The organism is Lactonifactor longoviformis DSM 17459 (assembly GCF_900129135.1).
Lineage (GTDB): Bacteria > Bacillota > Clostridia > Lachnospirales > Lachnospiraceae > Lactonifactor > Lactonifactor longoviformis.
Genome location: NZ_FQVI01000002.1, coordinates 82,957 through 109,610 on the forward strand (window position 1 = coordinate 82,957; position 26,654 = coordinate 109,610).

Consider the following 26,654-nt stretch of genomic DNA (forward strand, 5'->3'; position numbering starts at 1 on the left):
TTTATACTGCAATTACTTCATATTTATTTTTCAGATTATGCCCTTCGTTTTTCTTCAAAAACTGGTCTAAAACCTCAGAGCGTATAAGAATCTTATTTCCAATCCTTATGACCGGAATCTTCTGCCATGTAATCAGCTTTCGCAGATTATTTCTTCCAATTCCCGTATACTCTGACGCTTCATTCACTGTAAGGGCTTTCTTTGTCTGTATCGTTTTCTGTGTATGTTCTGTCAAAGATTCTCCTTTCTTCTTCCCTCAAAAGGAAAGATTTTTTATAGTCCTCATATATGCGTTGTTGTTCTTCGTTCATCTGCCCCCGTTCTATTAGCTGGCGGATATAATCTCTGTTATCCAGTTTTCCGATTTTATCCATTAGCTTTAAAGAGGGCGAAACTGCTACGTTCAGCCACTGCCATGTTCGTTCCAGTGTCTTTTTCTCTGGATTCATGGTCAACTTTATCTTCCCTACATCCTGCATGAGTTCTTCCCACGGGGGATAAGTAGGATAAAGCCGTTTTCTTGTAACCGTGCTGTTTTCCGGCTTCTGTAAAAACCGCACTTTCTCGTTTAATACAGACAACGCAATCCGTGCCACATCCCTGTCTTTCAGAAGTTCTTCTACTAATCTGACCGCTTTTTTGTGCCGGAATCGAAGTTCATATCTGTTCCAGTCCGGGTTGAGTTCTTTTCCGAACTTTTCTGCCTGTTCATATCCCTTTTCATAGAATGTAATCCGAAAATCACTGTGTTTACTGCCGAGATATAGTGTTTTTCCCTGCGCTTCTATTTCATCCTCTTTCAGTCTATCAGAACGATTCTCTGCTGTATCACGCAACTGACTAGATATCAGCCCCTCGTTTTTCAGACGAATCAATTCCGGGATAGACAGATAAGGCTTTGTATCGTCGATTGCCAAGTCTATCCTCGGAAAATTCACCGGGTATCTGCAAACTCTTTCCAGAAAATCAAACCATGTTTCCTTATTCATCATAAGGAAATTTTCATAATTCCTGCACCCCGAACCACTCATAAGAATCTGAAATCCCTCATACTGTGCATTTCCTGTCGGTTTCAGAATCTTGATATTGTCAAATCTTGCTATCAGTTCGTGTCCAGCAATTCCTTTTTCCTTACCATGCAGTTCCATAAAACTCAGTGGAATCCGCAAGATATCTTCTATGATTATGAACACGTCTACACCTTTGACAGTAATCTGACACCAGTCAATCAGTGCTGTCAAATCTTCTTTCTGACGAGTTACCCCCCTGTTAGTATAGGGGGGTTCTGAAATTTTCATTACCTCTGTTATCATCATCCCTGCCTTTCGTAGTATGCCGTGGCTTTCGCCACGTTCCCGGAACTTCTCTACTCCCTTTGCTCCTTTCACGCTGTACGGAGCAGTCCGCAGAGAATTTCCGGGAACAGTCTCTACACGTTTCCTTTTCCGGTAACAACACGGATACCCTTGCAGGAGATTCTGTCCACCAATACCGGGAAGTTTCCTCTCTGCACATAAGGGGCATATACCGCTTCTTCTAGTTCTACCACTGTGTAAGGCTCTACCTTTGGAAGTTCTGTTGCTTCCAGACGGATATCTACGCTGTTTCCAAGTTTCATGCTTCCGAGGTGAAGTTTCAATGCTTCCACTTCCTCGGTTTTCTTCCGGGTTTCCTTATCATACTTGTAGCAGTAGTCTGCTCCCATGTAACGGAGTTCCCCGAACGCTTCTCTGACCTGTTCTTTTGTCAATGTAATCTGCATGCTACATTTCTCCTTTTTTGAAATCATGGTGAATGAGTGTCTGTAAGTGTGACAAGTCCTTTTCATATCCACGTCTATATTTATTTCATTACTTTTCTCCTTACCTCTTAACCTCATCATAGACCTGTTTTTTCTTCTTGTCAACAATTATTTTACTTTTTCCCTTACTTTTTATTTTTGTATTTCAAACGCTTAACTATATCTTTTTATAACTTATTATAATTTTACCCTTACATTTATCCTTATCTTGTGTTATGATGAAAACAGAAACGAGGTGTGCATATGTTTGTGAATAAAGAAGCAGTAGGAAAACGAATTTTACAGATACGCAAGAAATACGGTTACAGTATGCAGAAGTTTGGGGAAATCATAGATAATGCCCCGAAAGGCTCTGTAAACAGTTGGGAAAAGGGTGTGAATCTTCCCAATGAGAAACGCTTGAAGCAGATTGCCACGTTGGGCAATATGACGCTGAATGAACTTCTGTATGGTTCATTTAAAGAATATGTAGATATGCTTATCACAGAAAAACTGGGGATTGAACTGCCGGAAGAATTTACCAGAACTTTCTATTCTCTTTTAGAGCAGAACGGATTTACCTACGGGGATGATATCGAGATTGTCCGGCTTGTAAACGGCTTTCTGACTTATCATAACCTTACAACAAAAGAAACCGCCATTTTCTATCAGCCAACTGCATACTCCGGCGATTATTTTGACGGTATCATACAAAAAGCGGATTCTTCCGTTCTGGTCTGCCGGGCATATGCAGATAAGGCAAACAACACCTTACATATCATTCCGGCTTTTGAGAATGGACAGACTGAGGAAGTAGCAGACTTCTTTCATGCACTGAAAAGCATAACCGCTCCACACAACAACAATTATTTCACTTCCGGCTTTCTGACACTCGGACTGGCATTGAGAGATTCCAAAGTAATTATCTATGGAATTGATGAAAAACAGGGAACAGCACAGGTAATCCCTTACGAATATGATTGCGAATCAGACGCTTATATCCAGAATGAACATCTGTCATATACCAGACAGGATAGCTTTTTCCGAGAAGCCACGAAAGAAGCGGTCTATTGGAAAATGCAATCCGACAGAAGTAACCCATAAGATAAACAAGAGGACTTGCAAGGTTTGTGACCTTTCAAGTCCTCTTATGTATCATGATGGTATTGGCTGTGTCCGTTCCGTAAAGGACTGCCCTACGGCGTCTCGGCTTCGCCTTGTTCCTTTACCTCACTAATAATAATGTTCTGATAGCAGAACTCTTACTTATACTTTTATCTTACTATTCTTTCAATTTTTACCGTTTCACCATCAATATTATACTTAAAAAAATAAAATTTAATAACATTTCCTTCTGATACTTGTTCTAGATCACCTTTACACTTAGTACAATCTAAACTAACTTTTGTCGTATCAAAAAATAGACTACTTTCTTCCTTCTCATTTAGTTCTATTAAAAGTGTATCAAAAGTTTTCTCTACAACAACCCCACTCAAATGAAACCAATGAGAATTATCATCTCCACTAGAACGCAACTCCATATTTTGACGATTCTCCTTAAAAACATTTCCTTTTACGCCAAGCACAATTAATACTATTGCAAGCAAAAGTATGATTAACAAAATCAATCGTTTCTTATCCATTAAATGTAGTCCCCGATATGTCTGTCCAACTATCAAAATCAAAATTCAAATAACGTACTGTATCCCCCCATCCATCAAATACCATCAATGTATGTACTGTATTTCCAGAATTATATGCTCGCAAAGTTGCATATCCCTCTGCTGCCATTGAATGCCCCGCACGTTCTCCAGTATCACTGCTAATTATACCACAATGGACAACTGCTATATCTCCTCTATCAATGCAATTAGTGAAAAAATTATAATTGGGACTATAGTCAGTATTTTGTGTTACAGAAACATTCTTTCCAGCACAAAAGTCCACAAATCCAGGTCCAATATTGCCAATAGTTGTTGAACCATATGTTATTCCTCCACTCTCCGATGAAACTGTCGTTCCTGTTGAATCCCAAATATCCATATAATCACCTGCAATATCTGTATAATCAACAGCATTATAATATGCACCACATGCTAATAATGCACTAACTGCACATGCATAATGTCCTGTTACACTTTCTATATACGGCTCATTAAAGGAAATAAATTCTTGAAGATGATTTGTTGAAACAAGCGTGTAGTTTTCATAAACTTCATCAATATCTAGCAAAACCTCATCCCAAGTAGCTGGGTCTTTTCCCCTACTCTCATTCAAGGACAGTACTGTTTTTTCTAATGTTTCACCATAATTCGTTCTAATCTTTCCCAAATTATCAACAATACCATATTCAAACGGAGCTATTTTATATATTTCAGAGGTATTTGCTTTTTCACTAAATACATTTGCTTCACTTTGATAAATCACCTCATATGGATTTGCTGAATTATTACCAAATGAGTATTCTGATATCAAAGATTCACACGTAGTATCAAAAACTACATATCCATATGGTTTGTTTTCTAAATTGTAATTTACAATATATCCAATAGCTTGACCTGTTGTATCATAAAATTTTCTCGGATTATTAGCAACAATATTGCTATTTTCTCCTATTCCCTTTGCAAAACGTTCTGCCATCTGTATCGCCAAATCATCCGTAACATTTACAACAGAAGTATTCTCCGAGGCATGGACAGGAACTATTGACATAATAGTCAATATAAAGATTGTCAAAAGTGAAGCAAATCGTTTAAAAATTTTTCTCATAAATATCCTTCCTCCTTAGATTATATATTTACTTTAATATTATATCTTATTCCCTATTTTGTCTATATTTTTTTATGTTTATTTCAAATATTTCATTCTATTTTATTTTTATCAAACTATTTTCAAACAAATCCAAACAAAGAATCTCGGGGCAAATTTCGGTCAAATCAGGATAAATAAATATAACACTTTATATGTAAGTCAATTTTAAAAAAGCCTGTAATTCCGGGCTTTACAACACTTTGTAACACAATATAAACCAGTTCGATAATCCCTCACTTTCTTATACAATCAGTCCGCAAAACTCACCTTTAATCCACCTAGTACCAGATGAATCCAAAAAACCGCCAGCGTCAATATCCCCCAAATGTCTATATTTAGTATCCGGATGGCACGCATACACCAGTTTAAGAAAATCCCTCTGATATTTAAGCGTCATTTTTATCCACTTGATGCTCTACCTCTTGGCGAAAACCTCCCACTTAAAACAAAATTACACACGGAAGAGATTGTTCTCTGATGCCCGTAAACCACACTGTTTTCCATGTATCGTGATATCATTGTGTCTATTAATTTGTAAAGTCGAATGATGGCGAATAAGTACAGCTATTTCTCTTCTCAAAATCATATTCGTATAAAATACATTTTCCAAATCCCATCGAATTTTGACCCAAGAAAAACATCAATGCATTTGGTGCAGCCGCAAATATATGCAAAACTGCCCGACACTCTGCCAGATTCCTTCCTCCAATCGCATCATAAATCGAATTAGCCAGGAGGGAGGCATGTGTGCCATCCTGTACCGAAAAATTGGTGGCGCCATTTTCCTCCAGCGTGCAGTCAATCAAACGCCCAACAGGTATGTGACTCTCCTCGACATAATTTATCACGTCATTGTGTATGTTTCGAGTAACATTTAATATTAGCGCTGTATCATACCTATTTTCAACTGGACCTGAATCTGAAACTTTCCACTTCGGATACTCCCTTCCCGGTGAGAGCTTCACATCCCACAATTCCGTTCCATGAGCAAATGTTTTTTGTACTGGGAAAATATTAATCCCCACCTTACTGTTCAAGATTCTGCCGGCAGCAAAAGCAATGCTGCAATGTGTACTCCAAAGTAATTGATAGGCACGTTTCTTATCCGTATTGGTCCGTAAAAACGATTCCAATTTTTCATAAATATCTCTATTCCAATCAAGGTTTTCTTTAAGCTTACGGTCTTTAAAATTATCCGTCAATGATAAACAGATTTCCGCCTCCTCCTCCAATTTTATTTCGCTGGGAGAAAAACTTTCAATCCCAATCGTTATTCTTTCCGGGGAATATTGATCGGCAAGAAGAGTGACACGCTTATCCAATTCTTCATCAAATTTTTTCCTTGAAACACCGTTCCTATGCGTGGAGGAAATCAATTGGTCACTCTCCATTGCTAATGCAATGAAGCGAACCTGTTCATATGAACTTGCATAATGTCTACGTGAAATATACTTAAACAACGAGGCTATCACAATTTTTTGCAGTGCCTCGGTATCACATGGTAGATGTGAAAATATGATTTCTCTTCCTCTCACTATATTGACATCAAATCCCTCCAAAGAATCTCGCGCCTTTGTGTCTAACTGTCCATGCTGAAGCTTGTCTAGAGAATTAATAAAGGTTCGTGCCGCCTCATCGCATTGACCAATTAAATAAAGTTCAAAACTCGATGCCCCTACGTTATCATGAATCAGATCATTTAACCATTCTTTTACTGCATTCTTCTTAAAGACATTGATTGTTGACTTAACTTGAATGCTTTTAAGGATTACGTGATTTGCCTCTAACGCAATGTCGACTTTATCATTTTTAGAATCTAACTCAATATAAATCCTATCCCAGCCTTCGTTGCATAAAGCCTCAAGAACGGAAGCAAACCCTTGATATAAAAAACCCCGTAATGCCTCTTTTCCTCCCATAACATCATCCCTCTCAATCCTGTATGATTCTGCTGCTTCCTCTACGCCGTCTCCCTCATTTCCTAAACCGGTCTGAAGGCTTTTTACCGTACAGGAGGTTAATTTTTGTTCTTTGTATAAGTATATAATGCTTTTTCGCTCTCCAAGTTTTTCCTTGCATCTTCATCCGCCTTCGGGAGCACTTTCATAAAATAACCACCCTTTTTATTATTTTTAAACCACTGATGGGATGCGGTCTCGTTTATCTTAGACGGGGTTCCAGGGGCTCCCCGCTCCACGGATGGATATTGGACATTCCGAGGCCGTTCTTCCCAGTTAGCCATCTTCTGTACTATCCTAAGGGCCTCGCTCGTCCCAACCGGATGAGAAAAAAAGTTTTCCATGTTCGTTTCCCTTTTCATTTCCCAGATTCCCGTATCTTTGTCAATTTCGCGCAGATATAAGTTGTCGATGTTCATCCGGACACTGCCGAATCCCAGCGGCTTCGCTCTGCCGATCTTATGGGCACAGGCAGGATTTCCAAAGTCAATCGCCCATTTCAGATGATTTAACTGCGTTCTGTTAAGACGTTCAAAATACACGCGAAAATGAAACAATGGCTCCTCGTCCCGTCCTCTCGCACTCATGGGACGGATTCTCTGCTTCATCGCAGAGAGCTGGTTCCCCCTATATTGTTCCAAATCCACTTGACTGTGCCAGTAATATTTTCTTCCCCGCAGTTTTGGCTCCCTGGCGCTTAAGATCCGTATATTATTGGGGTTCTTATTATTCTGAGCTTTATATTTATAATCATACGTCCAGAATCCCTGTCCCTTTTTCCACTTCTCTGATTGCCCGTAGGGAGGTTCCGTATAAAACTCCACCGTACCCGGCTTTGGCTCCCCCAATTCCGGAAGAACCACCGGTTCCTCAAACAATCCCTGGCCGTCTCTTGCCGGATCAATCAGCACAGCATCCGTCACTCTGATTTTTGATCCACGTGCATAGGTCTTGCCCTTCCCGGATTTCCTCACCATTCCAAATACCTGGCACGCAGGGCATAGTTTCTCATCCGCACATGGATCGTAACCGCCGTTTTCTTTTAATAAATCTCCAATTGTCTTTGTAAATACTTCCCTCCCTAAGCAAGCCGGATGCTTCTTTGATTTATTCGTTCTTTCCGAAAGCACCCTATCCACAGATACAGAAGACATACACCCGTTAAATGCCGCTTCAAAAACGTTTCTCAGAGCCCCTCTAATCTCACTTCCCGGAATCGCAGGATTTTGCGGCGGCAAAGGCAGCCCCTTTCCTTCCCATTCCTCCGATGACCAGTCATCATAAGAATAGAAATCATACCCTTTCCACTTTTCGCCCTTGCACTTTTCATTTCTCTTTTCTTCCTCGCTCAGCAGTCTTGAAGATGATGATGTATTTGGTATAAACAGCGGAGTCAGAAGTTTTATTGTGCAGTCAAAGTATCCCGTGTAGCAATCTTCGAATTCAGCAGTCGGGGCCGAGCGGCTGCACGCTTCCATCAGAGGAATAAAATTGTATGGATTGACAAATCGTTTTTTATAATTCTCTGCAAATTTTTCCGCCATCTCACTCATCTCCTTCCCACGGACACAGCCCTATCATGCGGATATCGTTCTGAAACACCAGCGCTCCATCCTTTTTCAGGTCAGGAATGCGCATATAGCGGCGTACACGGATTGCCGCCTCCTCCCGCTCATTCAACTCCATCGGTATCTGTATTCTAGTTCCGCGTCCTGAAACCAGAAGGCTCCAGACCGTGTCCCCTACTTTATACGACTTTTTCGTCTTTCCCCAGAGTTTCTGTCGTTCATCAATGACATATTCTCCATCCGCCAGCGTTACCTCATATTGTCCTATCTCCCGTCTCATTCTCCCGGTCCAGTTACCGCCTGACGGAACCAGAAGCAATTCCTGCTCCTCGTCGAAAACACGGAGTTCCCGCAGATAAGTCCAATCCAGTGCCGCCGGCTCGGTCTGCGCCTCTATGCCCAGGAAAAAGTCACCTTGATTATAAGTGCCAAAGCACACGGCATAATCCAAAACTGCATACAAGGTTGCTGTATTGGGAAAACATTCGGCAATCTTCTCTTTTGCTCTCTGTTCGGTTATCACTCCAAACGGTTCATACCTCTCCATTGCTCCATCACCTCGTATTCTCTTTCTTCCGATTCCCTTTTACCCACAAAACCGCAGCCTGCATACAACGTTTCTGCCCTGCATCCGTCAAAACAGCTCCATCTAAAAAGAGATTGTCTTTCCCATTTACCGGTTCAAAAATCCCTCTGCCCACCGAGGTCTCCCCTCCCACGGTCAGAATTCCTGCCTGCAAATCCTTGACCGCCCAGAGCAGAATACCGCAGATTTCTTCGTCTGTCAGATTCAGCCCATTCTTTCTCCATCGTATCGGCAGGCTGAGTTCTCCTCCTGTCCATGGGATTTCCTCATACAGCGCTCCCTGCACCGTCCCGCCAGTAAACCGATCCACTGCGATTCTTGCGGCAGGTAAGCCATGACCACCGTCAATTACCGTTTCCTCAAATATCAGTCCCGAGGCGTGAAGCTCCTGATTTCTATTTTCTGTATCACTCCATGTCCCGAACAATGGATTTAATATCTTCTGCGCTTCCTTCCAGTCCGGCTGCCGCAAAAGCTCCTGCACAGTCTTCGCCAGATGGCTCCGGAAAGCCCCGGCCCAACTGCTGCCGGGTATCACCGCCTGTTTCCCATGACCGCCAACCGTCATCTGCCCATAATCTGGAATATTCTCCGTCCTTGTAAAAGCCACGGCATAAGTGCGGACCAACAGCGTACCGGAAATACGGAGCAAAACCTCCAGACAATGTTCCCTCCCGGCTCCGCCTGCTTGTTCCAAGTCTTCCATCCGGATCGTCTCACTCCCTGCTCCTTCAAAGGCATCCGCCTGCTCCCAGTCCCAGTCCAGCCATTCCTTATAAGAATCACTTTTCCTCATATCAAATGCCTTAATCCGGGCGTGATCAATCGCTATTTTCCCAAATCCTCTGCGGCTTCTGGCCCCCAACCGCAGTTCTTCGCTCTCAAATCCTTTCAGCCATAGATAAATCCACTGGCGTTCTCTGTCCCAGACCTGCTCAATTTCCTCTGTCCTCTCCCTCCCCGTAATTTCGGATTTTACTTTTTCAAAACAATCCTCCCGCTCTATCATCTCAACCCGAATCTTTATCGGGGCATTCGTCTCAACAAACTGCAGCTCATATTTGCCCATATGGCTGGCCGTTTTATCCTCATTTAACTTAACTCCGTCACGAATTCCCATTTCTGCCTGCCCTATCTGAGCATCATAGACAAAAATTCTGCTCTGCCTGTCATCCCTGCTGCCGGGCACTCCTCCTCTTGGCATTCCGAACAGTTTTTTTGTCTCTTCTTCCCCCTTTATGGCCGCCGAATATTCAAGCAGCGCCCCTGCCAGAGAGCTGCCCGGTATGTAGGGTTCCCCGGACGCCCGAAAGACAACGTCCGAGTCCGAATATTCCTCTTCTCCGGATCCAATAGACAGCGGAGAAGCTAAGTACCCCGTCATCTCCACACAGAGACGGCCGCATATCTTGTTAAAGCTAATTACGCCATCACTCATGATTTTCTTCCCTCCTCGCCTTCCACTTGGCCGCCTCTAAATATCGCTCCATAAACTCCACAGACTCGCCCTCACACGGTTTTATAAAGGTCAAAATACGCTGCTTTTTTTCCTCCCCACGGATCCGCTCAACCTCTTCTTTTAATTTTTTATAAGTTCCCGGTTTTCCATCCCGTCCCTTCAGCAGCTGAATCAAGAGAGTAATATCCGACGAGGATGGCAGTTCCCTCTCTTGCTTGTTTATAGTGTTCAGGACTTTCCCGGCATCTGCTTCCCACCTAAAGCGCCGTCCCTGATATTCGAGAATTGCTGCAAATAATCCATCATCTTCTCCATCCGCTCCGTCATCTCTCCAGGTTTGATCCGGATTTGAGTTTTCTTCTTCCACGATTCTTCCCTCCTGGCAATCCTTCCAGGGCATGGCTTTCACCTGTCCGCAGCCTTTTCCGGTCATCATTCCCCAGCGCTTCTCCTCGATTTCCCAAGCCTCCACGTCCCTCTCCGTTTTAATATGGAATGCACTTCCGGGAGCGAGGGCCGGACCAGGCGCCGAAGGCAGTCTCCATCTGCTGTTATAACCCTGGAGAACGGTGCAGCTGCAAATGGAGTGCTCTAACTCTATCGAGCAATTCAATTCTTTGCTCATCTCTTCCATCAGAGGACCTGCCTCTATTTCAAACAGACCGCTTTCCTGACACATGGAGACAAACGGACTTATAAGCCAGACCAGCCAGTCTTTTCCACAGGCAGCGTTTTCATATTTCTGTTCCACAGCAGGGTGTTTTGAAATATGAAGTTCACAGCCACCATATTCCGCGGTTCTGGATTTGCCCAGCATCAGGCAATATCCGTTTTCCTCCAGACACTCAACAAGCCTCTGAATATCGCTCGCCTTTCCCCTTAAAGTACCCGTAAATATCTGCTCTGCCGACAAGGCCATATACTGAAAGAACTGCCCGGCAGCGGCTTTTTTATCCTCCGCCCGGTCATTTTGTGCATGTCCGATCGCCCTGTCAGCCGGCCTGGCATGATGAAAATGAATCTCTTTGTCCGGAGCAACCTTATATAAGCAGCCGTCTTTCAGGCAGATATGTTCGGAAATATTTTTTCTTCTTCTGTTTTCCTCATCTTTCATTGTATTAAACCACACCGTCCTATCGTCTTTCAGAACGGCAAACGCTTTGGGACAGGGTACATACTCTTTTCCGTCTTTTTTGAGAAATGCATTGCCAAACTGAACTCCGTCGCGCAAAAAAATTCTGCAGAAATCCGCATCTTTATGCGCATTTGCTCCCAGTGAATGCCTTATTATGTACATTCCCGCAAACGCGCCTAATATAGCGCTTCCCTGAATCTGATCCGCCACCTCACCGGCATTTCCTTCCAGAATTAGCGGCAGTTTTAACTTGATTTCGTAGGGCAGGCTAACCTCTTGCTCCGGATGGATTGTCTGGAACAGCGCGGTATTCATTTTCCTAGTCTCTGTCTCTTTAAGCACTGCTCCTTCTAATATACAGCGAACTTCTCCCATCCCTCTGGTGATACCGATTCCCATATGGCGCAGACCTTTTGCGCACAAAAGCAGCGCCTGCTCCTCCTCCTGACTCAAACTCCCCTCAATCCGGCTGCAAAAAACAAGGCCAACGGGAACCACCTGCACCGTGCGAAGGGAATGAGCACTCGCGGTTCCCGTTCTTTCCAGAGCCGTCCTTGTCCTTTTTCTTGTAAAAATATCTTCCAGAAGGTACTCCTCTATATCAGGACAATCTTTAACGTTCTTTAGAAATTGCTCATAATCGCGGATCACAAAGTCTTCCTTTTTTTCCTGATTAAAAAGATATTCAGGTACAACTCCCAAATGCCCGTCTCCCACACGGATCCCCTCTCCGCCTAAACTCCCTGGACAACCAAATATGCGGGGCAGCAGCCCCTCCGCTATCATTCCGTTATCGGCCAGCTCCCTCCCCGACTCCAGTAGGCAGCCTTTGATACGCTTTGCCGGAATCTTTGGGATTCCGTATTCCAGCGCAGTTTTGCTACTTATCATACCGGGGGCATTCTCCCCTGTAGCAGTGCAGAAATCACTTTTTAATTCAATTCGCAGATTCCATTCTTTCATATGCTGACCTCACTGTATATTTAAAAAATTTTTCACCAAATCCAACCGGCACATCCCCTGCAGCTCTAACGCGTCATATAATGGCGAATCCTCCCATCTCCCTGACACCAGATTGTCGATTTTATATCCGCGTGAAACAAACTCCTTCTTTAAAAATTCCATCGCATGGCCTCCTTCTAAAAACGCGCGGTACATTTTATGTAGCCGCCCCGATGGCCAGTCCTCCTCCATCTTAACTAATACATCATATAATGCCTCTAAAGAATTGTCCCTTGTTCTATTTTCGTCAATCCCCAGGGAATACGGACGCTTTTGATAGTTTGTATTCTTAAGTGAAAACCCTACCTCACTGTCTTTTATCACTTGGAAATCCAGGAAACATACTGCCATAGCGCTTTCCTTTTGTCTTTTTTCCTCATACCACGCATTCTTGGCCTGTCCGCAGGACTTTTCGGCGATTGAATAGGCCACACGAAACGGGAAATGGCTGTGAACAAAGGCAATGCCGCCGCAGGCTGTTATTTTCTTTTCCTCACTGTCTTGTATCTGCAAAAGTTTCTTCATGAATCCCGCCGCAATCGGAACAGCCAGCTCTGCCCTGCATATAAATGTAAAATCATCCCCGTCCATAAGGATAGGACGCAAAGGAAAAATCCCGTTTTCCTCTTCTGTCCCGTTCCCTCCGATTAAGACCTGACAATCCCATAACTCCTGGAGTATCTCGTGATACGTATTCTCAAAAAGTCCCGCTATTTTCTGGGATTCCCTGCGTATGATAGGAACTCCCTCCAGATACCCCATATACTCACCCAGAAGTCCATTCATTCTGTCTCCCATCCCGTTGCCGTCAATGTGGACGACCGCAACCATGCTGTCCTCCCCATACTCTCTGGAAAGTTGGTCCATTTCTTCCGGATATCCATAGCTGACTCCATTGTTCAATACCGGAAACAGACGTTTATAATGAACAATATCCTTATAGGCGTTTCTCTTCTGGAACTGAACCCGTGTTACATTTTCCGATTCTGTTTCATAATGAATCTGAGCGGTGATCGGCTGATGGCTTCCATCCTCCTGTTCCACAACCGGAAACGGAGAGTATACTGGCTGACGGATCATATGATTCTTCTTTTCATTCATTTCCCGATCCAGCCTTCTTCTGTCTGCTGCAAAATCAGACAGATCAGTCTCAATGTATGCTGCCGCTACATAGACTCCCTGACATTTTACCGCGGTCTTAATCCCCAGCTTTTCTCCTACCTTGCAAAAAAATTCCAGATTCCGAAACAATGCCACTGCGTTCCCGCCGCCTATATAAATGACTTCAGCCATCATCCTCTTGTCTTGCAGCAGGCGCAGTCGATCTGCCAGCTTCCAGTCCAGGAGAACCTCCATGTTTTCCTCATCTGCAGCTTCCTGAAATGACTCAAGCAGAAATTCTTCCATGATTCTTGTCACCTGATAAGAGGCGCCGGCATTTTCCCGCAAGCGGTTCGTTGCAAAGATGTAATCCTGGATGCCTCCGACGTCAAATTTTGCTAAAATATAATCACTTTTTTTATTTCCCATCCCCATTTTCTCCTTTATTTTGCTCGGACCTCTTTAAAATATCGCTGAATCGTTTCGCGTAGGCATGATGCGGGAACAACATGGGATTGTTGATTACCATAAGGAGCTGGTTAAGCTGAAAGATTAAAGAAAGGATTACATTTTCTTCCGCCTCATCACGTTCAGCTGTCTGCGAAACTCTAAGTTCCTGGAGAAGACTCCCTCTTGCCGTTTTTAAATCCATTTTCCTACTTTCTCTGTATTCTTTGTCCCGTAAATCTTCGATTCCGCCTATCGCATGATTCAGGGAATCATTCCATTCTTCTAAACTCTGTGCTTCTCTTGGTATACTTTTATACAATTTCTTTTTTTTCTTATCTACCGACAGGATAATATCAAAACTGTCCTTGTATCCGTTTAGCGCGTTCTTTCCAGCGAGAGTACACAATATCTTCACCGGACGGGTTGCGGTTTGCGTCAAGTTTTTTTTCCGTTCCTGTGAATTATCCTGATTGTCCACCATGAAGTTTGCTGTCCTGGCTACAGAGTCCATTGACGTGATTAAACTACCGATGGATTTTTCCCAATCATCAATTTCTTTCTTAACCATAGATTTACTTTTACACTGCACAACAGCCGCCACGGCTTCAATCGGTATGAATTTTATTTTTCCGTAATTGAATATGTACGGCGTATAAAGTTCATCAAAAACCGCCAGATCGACTTCCTTTGACTTATGTCCAAACGCATCAATAATAAATACCCCCTGCTCAATGCAGTATTTTCTTGGAACTACCATTCTAAACAGTGATTCCCACACTGTTTCTCTGTAGGAACCACCTGTAGGATAATGGTTCGGAACCTCCAGCAAAAGCTGATTTACTATAGATGTCTCAATATCTTTATAATTTTTAGCAATTGTCAGTAATACCTCATCGTAAGTAGTAACCCCAGCCATCTTCATCCCTCTCTCTATCGTTGCATTTATTTATCATAATAGATATCATAGTGACCAAATCCAATCGTTGCACCTTTTCCCAGCCGAAGATAGCTCCCCATCTCCAGAACGGGCACAAACGGGGATAAGTCCCCTTCATACAAAATCCAACCCATTTTAGACGCGAGTTTCAATTTCCCATCCTGCTGGTTCATGGAATATCTGGAGAAAGGGATCTCCCGCCAGGATTCCCCTGCCACCCTAATTTTCGCAGCCTGACACATCATCTCTTCTATATCCCACTCCAGTTTAAAATCCGTATACTTCGCTGTCATAAGAGAGATTCTCCGGATCAAAAACTGTATTACCATGTCAAAAGGCAATTTTTGAAACAATTTATTGCCAGAGACAACCCTTAAAGGTGTGTCAAAAACAAGGCAGGCATATGCGGCGTTCCGTTCTTTTATAGAGACTGCTCTGGGCATTAGATTGCGAATCCAGCTATTTCCGCTGGCGTAAATCAATCTTCCGGAATCCTGATCCGTAACATGCACGAGCCGAAACGGTATTCTTTCCGCGCCCCAGCCTTTCTGTTCCGCCGCAATCAATGCGTCTAAATAGACTCCCGCATGCTCTGTTCCACTGCCAAATAAGGTAATATCAAAGACACAATAATCTCCGACCTCCCATTTTTCCTTGCCTTGACCGTATACATAAATAGTATATGGATTCACTGCCCCCGCTTCGCCGCCAGTATTGCTGAAGCATTGAACATACTGGCAAGTCCCTCTATCATCACACAAAAAGCACTTTACATTTCTGTGATGACAATAGAATTCATGAATGCAATGCCCCATGATCCCACGTATCGTTGAGCCCAAGTAGGCTGGAAGTATCCCGCCTCTTAAACATTCATAACTCACATGTAACGTTAATATTTTCATAAACTCAAACATAGCAATAGGATCCTCCTGCTATCCACCTTCAAAATTAATCCGTATTTTCATCCCGATATGATAATTTACAATCCCAGAATAAGCGTCTCATCCTCAAATAATCTTCTGGTATTCGTATCTTTTTCACTTTTCTCCAAACATAAATTCCGCTATCTTTGCTTTCCCTTCATATAATAACTCTTCCAAATTCTTAATATCTGTACGTTTTAATGATTTAGAAATAACTCAACCGTTTTTACCGAACTTTTTGCTTCATTCAATCTTAGATGTATATTTTTCCTCAAATTCAGTTTCAAATACCATCAGGATGCTTGGCCCAGTCCACCATCATCATAGGGATTTTCCGTTCCGCTTATCTCTCTGCAAAATCAAGATATATCTGTTTTTATAATATTTCATTCGGTGCATTGCTCCATGTCTACAATCCCATATGCTCTTTTTTATGGTCTGCTCTTTCTATAGCAATTTCCACCGCTGTATGTACCTTACAGACAGCTTTCGGTATCTATAAATATCAGTAATCTTTTGATAGAATTTCCGCTTACAGGCACGAATCTCATTTAATAAATATTCAAAATGCTCTTCGTCAAAAAATCTGTCCATTCTCCAAACGACTCTTATCCAGAACATACCCATGAATCGTTTAGGTTCTTATTTCCTTTATAGCCCACTGACGAAACTGTGTGGATCTCAGAAAATTAACACGATAACCTACTGATTCTTTAACTGCTTAATTGTAACCTACACAAATAAATTTTATATGTAAGTAATATAATATCTGATTACTCTAAATTGATAAAAACCAGGCATCGTCAATTATATAATCATTAACCGGAGCAACTCCTAATTGCAACTCACGCAATTTTTCTACCAACTCATCCCCATCAATTAGATCAATTGGAGTTGTTCCCGGTCTGTTCGCTTCTTCTATTGCAGAAGATGAAAATTTACCGGTTGTTATAAATAATCCCTTATCAGTTCTACCTTGCATAGCTCCTCTAAAATCTCTTATTTCACTGGCCGATACGGTCCCAACATATCTCTTGCATTGAAAAAGCATATGAAAACTAATTATTCCATTTAATTTTATAGTTCCCATTCCGTCTATACCACCATCTCCGGTTCTTCCTGTAACTTTTACTTGGGTAAACCCAGATTCCCTTAGCAATCTTTGAGTTAAACGTTCAAATGCATCCGGTTTCAGATTCTTTAATACATTTTTTAGTTTTTCACGCCATGTTTGAATTTCATCCGGCATATCAACGCCATCATTCTCCAGATTTTGATCCTCCAGACAAAATTTTTCAGTGTCCTTTACTTTTAAAGACGTCATTTCGCGAACTTTTTTTACTATTTCTTCTGACTTTATTGCCTGCAACTCACGTCCTGATGTAGTTAACGCCCATACCCCACGTGTAGAATTCTCTAAAATACCCACTTTTTTCATATACGTTCTTGTCCAAGCTAATCTATATTCCACTTCCGATTTACTGCTATCGCCATGCATAACAGCTAATATATCTGGAGACAATCCTAGTATTTCAATCGTTTTATCGTCAATTTCCTTTATTGTTCCCGAACCACCTAACTCTTTAATAGCTTGAAAAAGTTCTTGCATCATATCATTATAAGCAGGTATATTCATCTTGTCTTTCGCCATATCTTTTATCTCCTATTCTTCCATAAAAAATTATGGAAACGCTTTGAAAAACAAATCTTACTATTTTCTATCACATTACAATTGAAATTCATAAAATAATAGAATCCCACTTGTCTACTCTATCTCTTGAAGTTTTATCTTCTCTTTCCCTTTCAAACCATAATTCCGCATTATTATTACCGACTCCACATGTATTGAGTAGAAAATAATAATTTCACCAAGCTGCAATACTCCCTTTGACATAACTGCCTCTTCCTCAATCCTTCTCGAAGATATTTTTAATATTTCCTTCTTTTTTTCTTTTTGGTCAGTTTTATTGGCTCTGCAGTTTCCAACAGAAATAATTCGTTAGATTCTATTTGACGTATATTCTTAAGCCAAGGCCTTTTCTCTTCCTCATCAAATGTACTGTCAATTAATCTAATTATTTGACGTTTTTCCCACAAGTTTGACCTTGAAAAACTTTTACGTATTTCAAGCACATCTTCTCGGTTAGCCAGACCATATAATGCATCTAATAACACTCTTCCAACATATGCACCAGAATCTCCCCAAAATAACTTTCCTCAAAAGTTTATCCAATTTCCAGAATTTTTTGATGCTTCACCTCTTATTATTTCATTTTAACATATTCCCCCCGCCATTGCCATCTGAAAGCTCCCTATTTCCGTATAGCAAATTATTAACCTCTTCTCATAAACATCTATTCTCTTTACTCTATCTTTTAGGACATTTTCATCATATTCCCCATTACACTCAGCTTTTCTCAGCATATCTCTTACATATTGATCGTTCAATGTAGGTGAATTTTAGCACTCAGCCTTTCCTTTTTCCCTCCTTCTCCCACATCTCCATATAATCTTCCCACGCTCCGTTCTACGCCTGAATCCTCTCCACAATCCCTACATACTAATAAATTGCTAAGCAAATATTAGCTGCTATATCGGTTTCCACCGCTAATCTGGTTGCCATCAGCTGTTCTGAGCAGTCTGGCTTTATTAAGCATTTCCTCCTGCATCTTATCAAATATCTCCGGAGAAATAATGACCGGATGGCTTCCTTTCACATAATTTCTGGTACTCTGTCCTACCTTTTTCTTTCGTACACCATTCAGATAATCCTCGGTAAATATTTTTTGAAGCATCATATCTCCCTTATGCTTTTCATGCTTCAGCATTTGCTGGATTACATTTGAGTCCATACCGTATTACCTCTTACTGTTTCTATAACACTTTCCTCCAAATATCTTTTAAATATAATTCAAAAATTTAACGGACTATTTTAGCCTGCTCCGGGACAATTACAAATTCCCCTTCCACACACCGATACCTCATAAAATGTTTGTAGCTGCTAAATAACCCTTCCTCAAATATTCTTTTAATGCTCCACTGTATATTCTCACTCAAGTTTCTGCTTTCTTCTTGCCCCATTGCTCCTGATAAGGTTATCGCCGCTTCTACTTCCTTAACCCATTTCTTCCACAATCCCAGAACACCCCTGAAAATACCCAACCTCATCTCATCCATAAGGAAAAGGCGCAAAAGCTAAAAGCCTTCACGCCTCTCCACACGACAACTATCCGATCTCACCTAGTCATCATTTAACACTCTTTTGCAACAGGACAATGCTTTCCGTATGCACCGTCTGACAAAATTGATCCACCCCTCCACATCTCTCCACCCGATACCCATTCTCCAAAAACACTTCCAAATCCCTCGCCAAACTGCTGGGTTTACAGGAAATATACACAAGTCTGTCCACCCCGTACTCTATGATCTTCTTCAGGGCCTTCGGATGCACTCCGTCCCTGGGCGGGTCTAGTACGATGATGTCCGGCTTCTCCTCAATCTCATCCAACACCTCCAGCACATCCCCGGCAATAAACCGGCAATTGGCAATGCCGTTCAGCGCCGCATTTTCTTTCGCCGCCTCCACCGCTTCTTCTACAATCTCCACTCCAATCACTTCCTTGGCCACCGGGGAAAGGATCTGTGAAATTGTTCCCGTTCCGCTGTACAGGTCAAACACGGTCATATCCTTGGTATCTCCTATAAACTCACGTGCTGTACGGTAGAGTACTTCGGCCCCAAAGGAATTGGGCTGGAAAAAGGAAAATGGTGTCACCTTGAACTTAAGCCCCATAATCTCTTCGTAAAAATAGTCCTTTCCATACAGAATCCTGGTCTCATCGCTCTGGACCACATCAGACAGAGAGTCATTGATAATGTGCAGAAATCCCACGATCCTGCCCTCCAGTGGAAGCCCGAGGACTTGTTCCACAAGTTCCGTCAAATCGTGTTCTTCCTGGCTGGTGGTTACCAGATTCACCAGGATCTCACCGGTTGTCTGAGCCCTGCGGAGGAGCAGGTGGCGCAGATAGCCCACATGCTGCATTTTTTTGTAATACCCCACAGTTCGCTCCTGAAAATAAGCCAGGATACACATTAGAATTCTGGTGTAGTCCTCGTGCACCAGCTTACAGTCTGAAGCTGTCAGAACATCATAGGTGCTCCCCTTCTTATGTAGACCGAGTGACAGAGGACCGTCTTTGTATTCATCTCCGAAGGAGAATTCCATCTTATTCCGGTAGCCGAATTCCTGAGGACTGCCTTTGACGCCCTCAAATACATAGTCCGGGCAGCCATTTTCATCGGTTTGTCCCCCTTTTTGGATGGCCTCGTCCAAAAGATCTTTTACCTGTCTTTCTTTCATCTCCAGCTGTTTTTCATAGGACATGGTCTGGTACATACAGCCTCCGCAGGCAGGAAAGATACTGCACACAGGCTCCCTGGTTTCCAGGGGGGATTTCTCCAGCACTTCCAGGAGACGCCCTTCCATTTTATTCTTTCGCTTTTTATTTATCGCAAACCGGATCCTCTGGCCCGGTATTCCATTCTTGACAGTTATGGTCTGACCGTCGATTACCACTTTTCCCTTGTTGGGAAACTCTACTTTTTCAATGATTCCTTCACAAATATCACCTTTTCTCACAGGCTCTCTCCTTACTTCTCGTTATCTTATTATCTCCTGACAGAACGATAGCCCCGGCACAGGTCTGCACCGGAGCTATTATTATCATATCTTACTCTTCTTCGTCATCCTCATCTTCGAAATAATCATCAAAGTCATCATCAAAATCCTCTTCGAAATCTTCCAAATAATCAGGTGTAAAGAAACGATATACTGCATATGCGATTCCCGCAACTGCTGCTACAGCACCTATAATTGCCAATATCCAGAGAACCGTATTTTTATTTTTTTCTTCTTCTTTTTTCTGTAATGCTGCAAGAAAATCTTCCACTTTATTCATTATATACACCATCCTCTCTTGTCGTTAGAGTTATTATACCACCATATGTGGGATTTTACCATCATTTCTGAAAATTTTAGATTTTCTTGAGTTTGGCGAAGGAAGCAAACATTTTTTTCACTCCTGCCTTATCAAAATTGACGGTAACCTCGTAATCCTTTCCGCCTTCTGCGATATTTTCCACGATCCCCACGCCGAATTTAATGTGTTTTACCGTGTCTCCTACGCCGTAGCTCAGTCCCTCTGATTTTTTCACTTCAAACTGCCGGGGCTGGAAGGCCTGACTTTTGAAGGCCTGGCGCATCTGCTGGAATCCGGAGGGCAGCGGGATATCTTTTACCTTCCTTTCCTGGAAGCTCTGTCCCATATCCACCAGTTCTCTTGGAATCTCACGGATAAACCGTGATACTTTATTATACTGCGTTTCGCCCCGAATCATACGCTGCTGGGCACAAGTCAGGGTAAGATCCTTCATCGCCCGGGTAATTCCCACGTAGCACAGACGGCGCTCCTCTTCGATTTCCGTGGGATCGTCTGCCACGATTGTCATATAGCTGGGGAAGATGCCGTCTTCCATGCCCGCCATATAGACATAAGGAAATTCCAGTCCTTTTGCGCTATGTAAGGTCATCATCAAAACCCTGTCACTGTTTGAATCCACAGTGTCAATATCCGCAATCAGCGCAACCTCTTCCAGGAATTCCCCAAGGCTGGGCGTATCAGTTCCCTCCTCATAGGTAACCACCTTAGTAATCAATTCATCGATATTCTCAATTCTGGCATTGGCCTCGTCGGTGTCTTCGGCTTTAAGATCTGCTACATAGCCGGTTTCTTCTATAATATCATCCAACAGTTCTGTGACGGAGAGATACTCTGCCTTGCTTCTGAGACTTTGGATAAAGGTGACGAACGGACGAATTTTAGCGGCACCTCTTCCCAGAGAAGGAATCTCATCCGCAGTTCGCAGCGCATCGTAAAAACTAATGCCATTGGCATCCGCGTAGTCCTGGACCCGGGTGATTGTTGTCAGGCCGATACCGCGTTTCGGCACATTGATAATCCTTCTGACGGCAATATCGTCTCTGGCATTGTCAACGGTTTTCAGATATGCCAGGAGATCCTTGATTTCCTTTCTGGCATAGAAGTTTACTCCTCCCACCATTTTATAAGGGATATTGGACATAAGAAATTTTTCTTCGAACAAACGAGACTGGGCATTGGTCCGGTACAAAATAGCACAATCTTTGTAGCTGCATTCCCCCTCGCGGACCTTTTGGCTGATATCACCTGTGATATATTCTGCCTCTTCAAAGCCGTTCATAAACTGCCTGAAATGCAGAAGCGCTCCTTCCTCGTTGTCTGTCCAGAGTGTCTTGCTCTTTCGTCCCAGATTGTTACGAATTACCTCATTGGCAGAATTCAGGATATTCTGGGTGGAACGGTAATTTTGCTCCAATTTGATCACCTTGGCATTGGGAAATACCTTTTCATAGCCCAGAATATTTCCTATATTGGCTCCCCGGAACTTGTAGATGGACTGATCGTCGTCGCCCACCACGCACAGGTTCTGATATTTGGAGGCCAGAAGGCTGACAAACTTAAACTGCGCCGTATTGGTATCCTGATATTCATCCACCATCAGATACCGGAACCGTTCCTGGTAAGACTCAAGTACGTCGGGGCAGGCCTGGAAGAGTTCTACGGTCTTTACAATGAGATCATCAAAGTCCAGAGCATTGTTCTTTTTCAGCTGCTTTTGGTATTCCTTGTAGGCAAGGGCTATCTTTTTCTTTCCAAAATCCCCCATAGTGCTGAGTTCATATGCCTCGGGGCTTATGAGCTCATCCTTGGCAGATGAGACAGCACTCATAATCGCCCGCTCTTTGTATACTTTCGTATCAATATTCAGCCGCTTGCAGATATCCTTCATCAAGGTCTTCTGGTCATCGGTATCATAGATTGTAAAATTATTGCTGTATCCCAGGCGGTCAATGTAGCGTCTCAGGATTCTCACACAACTGGAATGAAAGGTGCTCACCCAGACGCTCTCGGCGCCGAAGCCCACCAGCTTATCCACACGGTCCCGCATCTCCTCCGCTGCCTTATTGGTGAAGGTAATCGCCATGATATTCCATGGGTTAACTCCCTTTTCTTCTATCAGGTACGCAATCCGGTGCGTCAGCACTCTGGTCTTGCCGGAACCTGCTCCCGCCAGGATCAGCACCGGCCCCTCTGTCCGAAAAACCGCCTCCTGCTGCTGGCTGTTCAATGTATCGTATATACTCATATGCATTCTCCATCTATCCTAATCATCCATCCTGCTAAACAGGCAATTTTCATTATAGCACAGCCCCTGCCTGAGATCCAGAAGTTCCGGGGAATCCCTATTGCCGCTGTATAAAAAGCCCGGAGAACCCTTTGGATTCTCCAGGCCTTATGTCCTGCCGCTTTTCTTACCGCTCAAGAAGCCTGCGGATGTTTGTCTCCATATTCCGGAGAGCTTCCTGCTCACTGATCTCTCCCTTCAGAACCCGTTCAATCTCTTTGGGAATCAGAGAGGTATAGATATTATTCTTCCACCGGCTTTCGTCCAGAATCTCAGGCATAAAACGCTTTTTGCTCTGTTCGTAGCACTTTAGGATCAGGCATTTCCAGGGCTCGAGATTCTCCAGATCTGCCCTTCTGTAATATTCTTTCCTCAGGGTTGAGCCGCCAAGAAGAGAGAGAGGAATCCCATTCTGGCTGCCGCAGGCCCACAGAAGAAAATTCTGGGCATCCTCCTGATGGGTGCCATAACGGTTCAACCCCAGACTCCAGCCCCCCAGAACAGGAGCTCCCCCTGGGATCTGGGAATACCCCAGGTTCCCGGCTACTTTTGATTTCGTATAATTATTAATATCCCCGGCATCAGAGTCATAGAGGAGTACCATGGCGCTGTTCCCCCGGGCAAATTCATCTGCCACCTCATTCCAGGAGCAAAGCTGCTTCCCGGAAGTATATTTATAGGAAAGAACCAGATTCCTAAGAGCCGCGGCCGCATTGCTGTCGTTGATGCTCACATCTCCGTTTTCATCAAATACCCGGCTTCCGTAAGACCACAGATGGCAGAGGAAGCTTAGGGCAGTATAGACATTCTCCCCTCTGGGAAGAGAGGCGCCGTACATCACCGGTGACTGGGGATTGTATTCTTTGGTAAAAAACTCCGCAATCAGATTAAACTGGGCCCAGGTCTGCGGAGGAAGAAGATCTTCCTTATATTTTCTTTTAAACCGCATCTGCAGGGCACGGTTTTCAAACAAATCCTTCTGGTAAAACAACAGGAGGGCGCCGGACATGAATGGAATTGCATAGAGAGATTCCACATACATACCGTACTCCTTTACCACCCCATCGATAACCCCCTCGAAATAGCCTCTGTGGTCTTTCCAGAGCGCATCCAGATTTTTTACGCCTCCGCTCTCTATGAGACCTTCCAGCCAGGTAATATCCATCATAAACCCGTCGTAATAGCTGTCCTTTTCCCCGGACTTCTGATAGAGGAGCTCCTCTAACTCCCCGTAGGAATAGAGATCAAAGATAATTTTTCTGCCGCTCTCTTTCTCGTAAATCCTGGACAGCATCTGCAGACTTCTGGAGGAGGAGCAGTCATACATAGCAAATCTCAGATCATGCTCTGCCTTTTTGATTCCTGCGGTAGCAGGCTCTATCTTATCATAGTCTGCATGGAGAAATGTAGTCATATTCTCATGCAGATGAGGCCTTCTCACAGCCTCCAGAAGACGCTCCGCCGTCTTCTGTGCCATAACTTTTGGAGATACCGTAAGCTGGGCGGCAAAGTAACCGGCATCTTCCATCCAGCTGCTCTCTTTCATTACAATCACAGGAATCCCGGGTACCTCCAGTATATCTATGGCCCGCTTTACGCCGTTTGCTATGGTAGCGCTTCCGGCGATTATGCAGTCCAGATGCGGATCTGCGGTATACAATTGGAAAAATGCCTGGAACCCCCGCTCCTGGCTCCCATCTACGACTTTGATGAAGTCGTTTTCCGGATAAAAGCGGTGGTAAATTCCCGACAGATCCTCTTCCTGGAGAAGATCCTTTTCCAGGATCAGACCTACCCGCTTCCAATGGCTGGCCGCACACTCTTCCATAGCCTGTGTAAACGCCCGGCTGTAATCAATGATTATCTTATCCCCGGCAAACTGTTCCGTCTCGCTTCGGCTGATAATCACTGCGGGTACCTTTGACTTTTCAAGAAGAGTTACCGGCTTTCTGCGCTGCACAGAGTACAGGATAATCCCGTCCACACATTGTTCCAGAAAAGCCTCAATGCACTGCTTCTCAATCAGACGGTTATTTCTGCTGAACTTTACCAGGATGTGATATCCTTTTTCTCTCAGAAGGCGTTCCAGCTCGAGTAAAAAGTCTGCCAGATCCGCTTGCAGAATATCCGGCAAGATCACTCCTATGACACCGCTCCGTGTATTTTTCAAGCTTCTGGCATTGGCATCCGGACGGTAGGAAAGCTGTTCCATTGCTGCTTCCACCCTCTGAATCAGCTCTTCGTTCTGGGTCTTTCCATTCAATACATTGGATACCGTCCCCAAAGATACATTTGCAAGCTTTGCAACTTCCTTAATCGTGGCCATATCTGTACTCCTTACTCTTTTTTGCTGCTTTTATTTCTAAACACAGTGATTATAAACACTGTATCATCCTGATTGGGTGATGAAATGTGCCGTTCACAGCATGCCTTTCAGACCGTACTGTGAACAGTTACATCTTATCACATCAGGTTCACCGCCTGCAAGGTTTGCTATTTTTTCTTGGTCTGATTTACAATATCAAAGACCACGGCTGCCAAGAGAACCAGCCCCTTGATGGACTTCTGCCAATCTGTCCCCACACCGATGATGGACATTCCGTTATTCAGGACACCCATAACCAGACCGCCCACAATAGCGCCGCTGATTCTCCCCACCCCTCCGGAAGCGGAAGCGCCGCCGATATAGCAGGCAGCAATGGCATCCAGCTCAAATCCGTCGCCGGCGGTGGGATTGGCACAGTTGATTCTGGCAGAGTATACAATGCCTGCAAAGGCTGCAAGAAGTCCCATATTTACAAAGGTCATAAATTTCACCCGTTTTGTTTTGATTCCGGACAGGGCTGTGGCCCTCTCATTTCCTCCCAGGGCATAGATATGCCGCCCCAGAACGGTCTTCTCTGTTACAAAAGAATAGACAAAAGTAAGTAGCCCAAGAATCAGCAGAATCACAGGTGCACCCTTGAATCTGGTAAACCAATAGGTGGCAAAGGCAATCAATCCTGCCATAACTACAAGCTTCAGGGTATATACCCCGCTGCCTGATACCGCAAATCCATAGGATATCTCCCGCCTTCTCTTCTGCAGCTGCGTGATCAGGAAAACAACAATCAGTGCAGCCCCGATCAGAATGGTAGTCAGGTGTATCTGCGAAGCGCCTCCCACATCGGGAAGATAAGCCTGTGCAATGTACTGATATGCGTCGGGATAGGGACCAATAGTTTTTCCCTGTGTGATTACCAGGGTAAGACCTCTGAAAAACAGCATGCCTGCCAGCGTGGCGATAAAAGCAGGTACCTTTACATAGGCGATCCAGAATCCATGCCATATCCCGATAAGAATTCCCACTAAAAGTCCGATGGCAATTCCCAAAGCCACCGGCATCCTTGCCTCTCCCACCAGGAGCTTGCTGGTCACAGCCCCTACCAGGGCAACCACAGATCCCACAGACAGATCAATGTCTCCGGTAAGAATAATGGGCAGCATGCCAATTGCCAGGATTAATATGTATCCATTCTGCATAAGTAATTTTGATATATTCATAGGTGCCAGAAGCACCCCTTCTGTCAGCCATTGAAACAGTGCGGTAATTACTACCAGGGCAATCACCATCCCATATTTTTTAAAATCCAAATGAAATTTTCTTCCCTGATTCAT

The 26,654-nt window shown here is 43.6% G+C and carries 24 protein-coding genes; 1 reads left to right on the forward strand and 23 read right to left on the reverse strand.

Annotated elements, in window-relative coordinates; genetic code table 11:
- Position 1: 1 nt before the first annotated feature.
- The 3 genes from BUA56_RS02925 to BUA56_RS02935 form a co-directional block, all read right to left on the reverse strand.
- Positions 2-235: a helix-turn-helix domain-containing protein gene (locus BUA56_RS02925; protein ID WP_009244192.1), complete on the reverse strand. Its 234-nt coding sequence runs from the start codon at positions 233-235 to the stop codon at positions 2-4.
- A complete protein-coding gene (locus tag BUA56_RS02930) occupies positions 180-1,298 on the reverse strand; it encodes a replication initiation factor domain-containing protein (RefSeq protein WP_242853877.1) in 1,119 nt (372 codons plus the stop codon). The genes BUA56_RS02925 and BUA56_RS02930 overlap by 56 nt, the downstream gene beginning before the upstream one ends.
- Positions 1,299-1,429: 131 nt before the next feature.
- Positions 1,430-1,762, reverse strand: a complete 333-nt coding sequence (locus BUA56_RS02935) for a hypothetical protein (protein WP_009244196.1) — start codon at positions 1,760-1,762, stop codon at positions 1,430-1,432.
- Between the two features lie 282 nt (positions 1,763-2,044).
- Here BUA56_RS02935 and BUA56_RS02940 point away from each other — a divergent pair, with 282 nt between their 5' ends.
- Positions 2,045-2,884 carry a helix-turn-helix domain-containing protein gene (locus BUA56_RS02940; protein WP_004844111.1) on the forward strand — a complete coding sequence of 280 codons (840 nt, stop codon included), beginning with the start codon at positions 2,045-2,047 and terminating at the stop codon, positions 2,882-2,884.
- 170 nt (positions 2,885-3,054) lie between these two features.
- Here the strand turns inward: BUA56_RS02940 and BUA56_RS02945 are convergent, their stop codons facing one another.
- From BUA56_RS02945 to mmsB, 20 genes are all read right to left on the reverse strand, one after another.
- Positions 3,055-3,423, reverse strand: a complete 369-nt coding sequence (locus BUA56_RS02945) for a hypothetical protein (protein WP_004844112.1) — start codon at positions 3,421-3,423, stop codon at positions 3,055-3,057.
- Entirely contained in the window at positions 3,416-4,549 is a 1,134-nt protein-coding gene (locus BUA56_RS02950; RefSeq protein WP_004844113.1) for a hypothetical protein, read from the reverse strand. Before BUA56_RS02950 ends, BUA56_RS02945 begins: the two co-directional genes overlap by 8 nt.
- Positions 4,550-5,118: 569 nt before the next feature.
- Positions 5,119-6,510 carry an SAVED domain-containing protein gene (locus BUA56_RS02955; RefSeq protein ID WP_072848883.1) on the reverse strand — a complete coding sequence of 464 codons (1,392 nt, stop codon included), beginning with the start codon at positions 6,508-6,510 and terminating at the stop codon, positions 5,119-5,121.
- A 98-nt stretch (positions 6,511-6,608) separates the two neighbouring features.
- Positions 6,609-8,093: an RAMP superfamily CRISPR-associated protein gene (locus BUA56_RS02960; RefSeq protein WP_072848884.1), complete on the reverse strand. Its 1,485-nt coding sequence runs from the start codon at positions 8,091-8,093 to the stop codon at positions 6,609-6,611.
- Between the two features lies 1 nt (position 8,094).
- Positions 8,095-8,664: a type III-D CRISPR-associated protein Csx19 gene (gene csx19, locus BUA56_RS02965; protein WP_072848885.1), complete on the reverse strand. Its 570-nt coding sequence runs from the start codon at positions 8,662-8,664 to the stop codon at positions 8,095-8,097.
- Positions 8,665-8,671: 7 nt separating this feature from the next.
- Positions 8,672-10,141: an RAMP superfamily CRISPR-associated protein gene (locus BUA56_RS02970; protein WP_072848886.1), complete on the reverse strand. Its 1,470-nt coding sequence runs from the start codon at positions 10,139-10,141 to the stop codon at positions 8,672-8,674.
- Positions 10,134-12,260, reverse strand: coding sequence for an RAMP superfamily CRISPR-associated protein (locus BUA56_RS02975; RefSeq protein WP_072848887.1), 2,127 nt, complete (start codon positions 12,258-12,260; stop codon positions 10,134-10,136). Before BUA56_RS02975 ends, BUA56_RS02970 begins: the two co-directional genes overlap by 8 nt.
- Before the next feature lie 9 nt (positions 12,261-12,269).
- Positions 12,270-13,829 (reverse strand): Cas10/Cmr2 second palm domain-containing protein, encoded by a 1,560-nt coding sequence (locus BUA56_RS02980; RefSeq protein ID WP_072848888.1) that lies wholly within the window; start codon positions 13,827-13,829, stop codon positions 12,270-12,272.
- Positions 13,819-14,766, reverse strand: coding sequence for a DUF6602 domain-containing protein (locus tag BUA56_RS02985; protein ID WP_072848889.1), 948 nt, complete (start codon positions 14,764-14,766; stop codon positions 13,819-13,821). Before BUA56_RS02985 ends, BUA56_RS02980 begins: the two co-directional genes overlap by 11 nt.
- Before the next feature lie 26 nt (positions 14,767-14,792).
- Positions 14,793-15,701 carry a CRISPR system precrRNA processing endoribonuclease RAMP protein Cas6 gene (gene cas6, locus BUA56_RS02990; protein WP_072848890.1) on the reverse strand — a complete coding sequence of 303 codons (909 nt, stop codon included), beginning with the start codon at positions 15,699-15,701 and terminating at the stop codon, positions 14,793-14,795.
- A 787-nt stretch (positions 15,702-16,488) separates the two neighbouring features.
- A complete protein-coding gene (locus tag BUA56_RS02995) occupies positions 16,489-17,361 on the reverse strand; it encodes a restriction endonuclease (protein ID WP_072848891.1) in 873 nt (290 codons plus the stop codon).
- A gap of 278 nt (positions 17,362-17,639) precedes the next feature.
- Complete coding sequence (locus tag BUA56_RS23265) at positions 17,640-17,885, reverse strand: hypothetical protein (RefSeq protein WP_072848892.1); 246 nt, start codon at positions 17,883-17,885, stop codon at positions 17,640-17,642.
- Positions 17,886-17,984: 99 nt separating this feature from the next.
- On the reverse strand, positions 17,985-18,158 hold the full coding sequence (locus BUA56_RS23560) for a hypothetical protein (RefSeq protein ID WP_242946712.1): 174 nt from the start codon (positions 18,156-18,158) through the stop codon (positions 17,985-17,987).
- A gap of 134 nt (positions 18,159-18,292) precedes the next feature.
- Positions 18,293-18,562 carry a recombinase family protein gene (locus BUA56_RS23565; RefSeq protein ID WP_242946713.1) on the reverse strand — a complete coding sequence of 90 codons (270 nt, stop codon included), beginning with the start codon at positions 18,560-18,562 and terminating at the stop codon, positions 18,293-18,295.
- A gap of 67 nt (positions 18,563-18,629) precedes the next feature.
- Complete coding sequence (locus tag BUA56_RS23270) at positions 18,630-18,887, reverse strand: hypothetical protein (protein WP_072848894.1); 258 nt, start codon at positions 18,885-18,887, stop codon at positions 18,630-18,632.
- A gap of 70 nt (positions 18,888-18,957) precedes the next feature.
- Positions 18,958-20,352, reverse strand: coding sequence for a 23S rRNA (uracil(1939)-C(5))-methyltransferase RlmD (rlmD, locus tag BUA56_RS03015; RefSeq protein WP_072848895.1), 1,395 nt, complete (start codon positions 20,350-20,352; stop codon positions 18,958-18,960).
- Positions 20,353-20,443: 91 nt separating this feature from the next.
- A complete protein-coding gene (locus BUA56_RS03020; RefSeq protein ID WP_072848896.1) occupies positions 20,444-20,671 on the reverse strand; it encodes a hypothetical protein in 228 nt (75 codons plus the stop codon).
- A 76-nt stretch (positions 20,672-20,747) separates the two neighbouring features.
- Complete coding sequence (gene pcrA / locus BUA56_RS03025; RefSeq protein WP_072848898.1) at positions 20,748-22,958, reverse strand: DNA helicase PcrA; 2,211 nt, start codon at positions 22,956-22,958, stop codon at positions 20,748-20,750.
- Positions 22,959-23,124: 166 nt separating this feature from the next.
- On the reverse strand, positions 23,125-25,323 hold the full coding sequence (locus BUA56_RS03030) for an extracellular solute-binding protein (RefSeq protein ID WP_072848899.1): 2,199 nt from the start codon (positions 25,321-25,323) through the stop codon (positions 23,125-23,127).
- Between the two features lie 167 nt (positions 25,324-25,490).
- Entirely contained in the window at positions 25,491-26,654 is a 1,164-nt protein-coding gene (gene mmsB, locus BUA56_RS03035; protein ID WP_072848900.1) for a multiple monosaccharide ABC transporter permease, read from the reverse strand.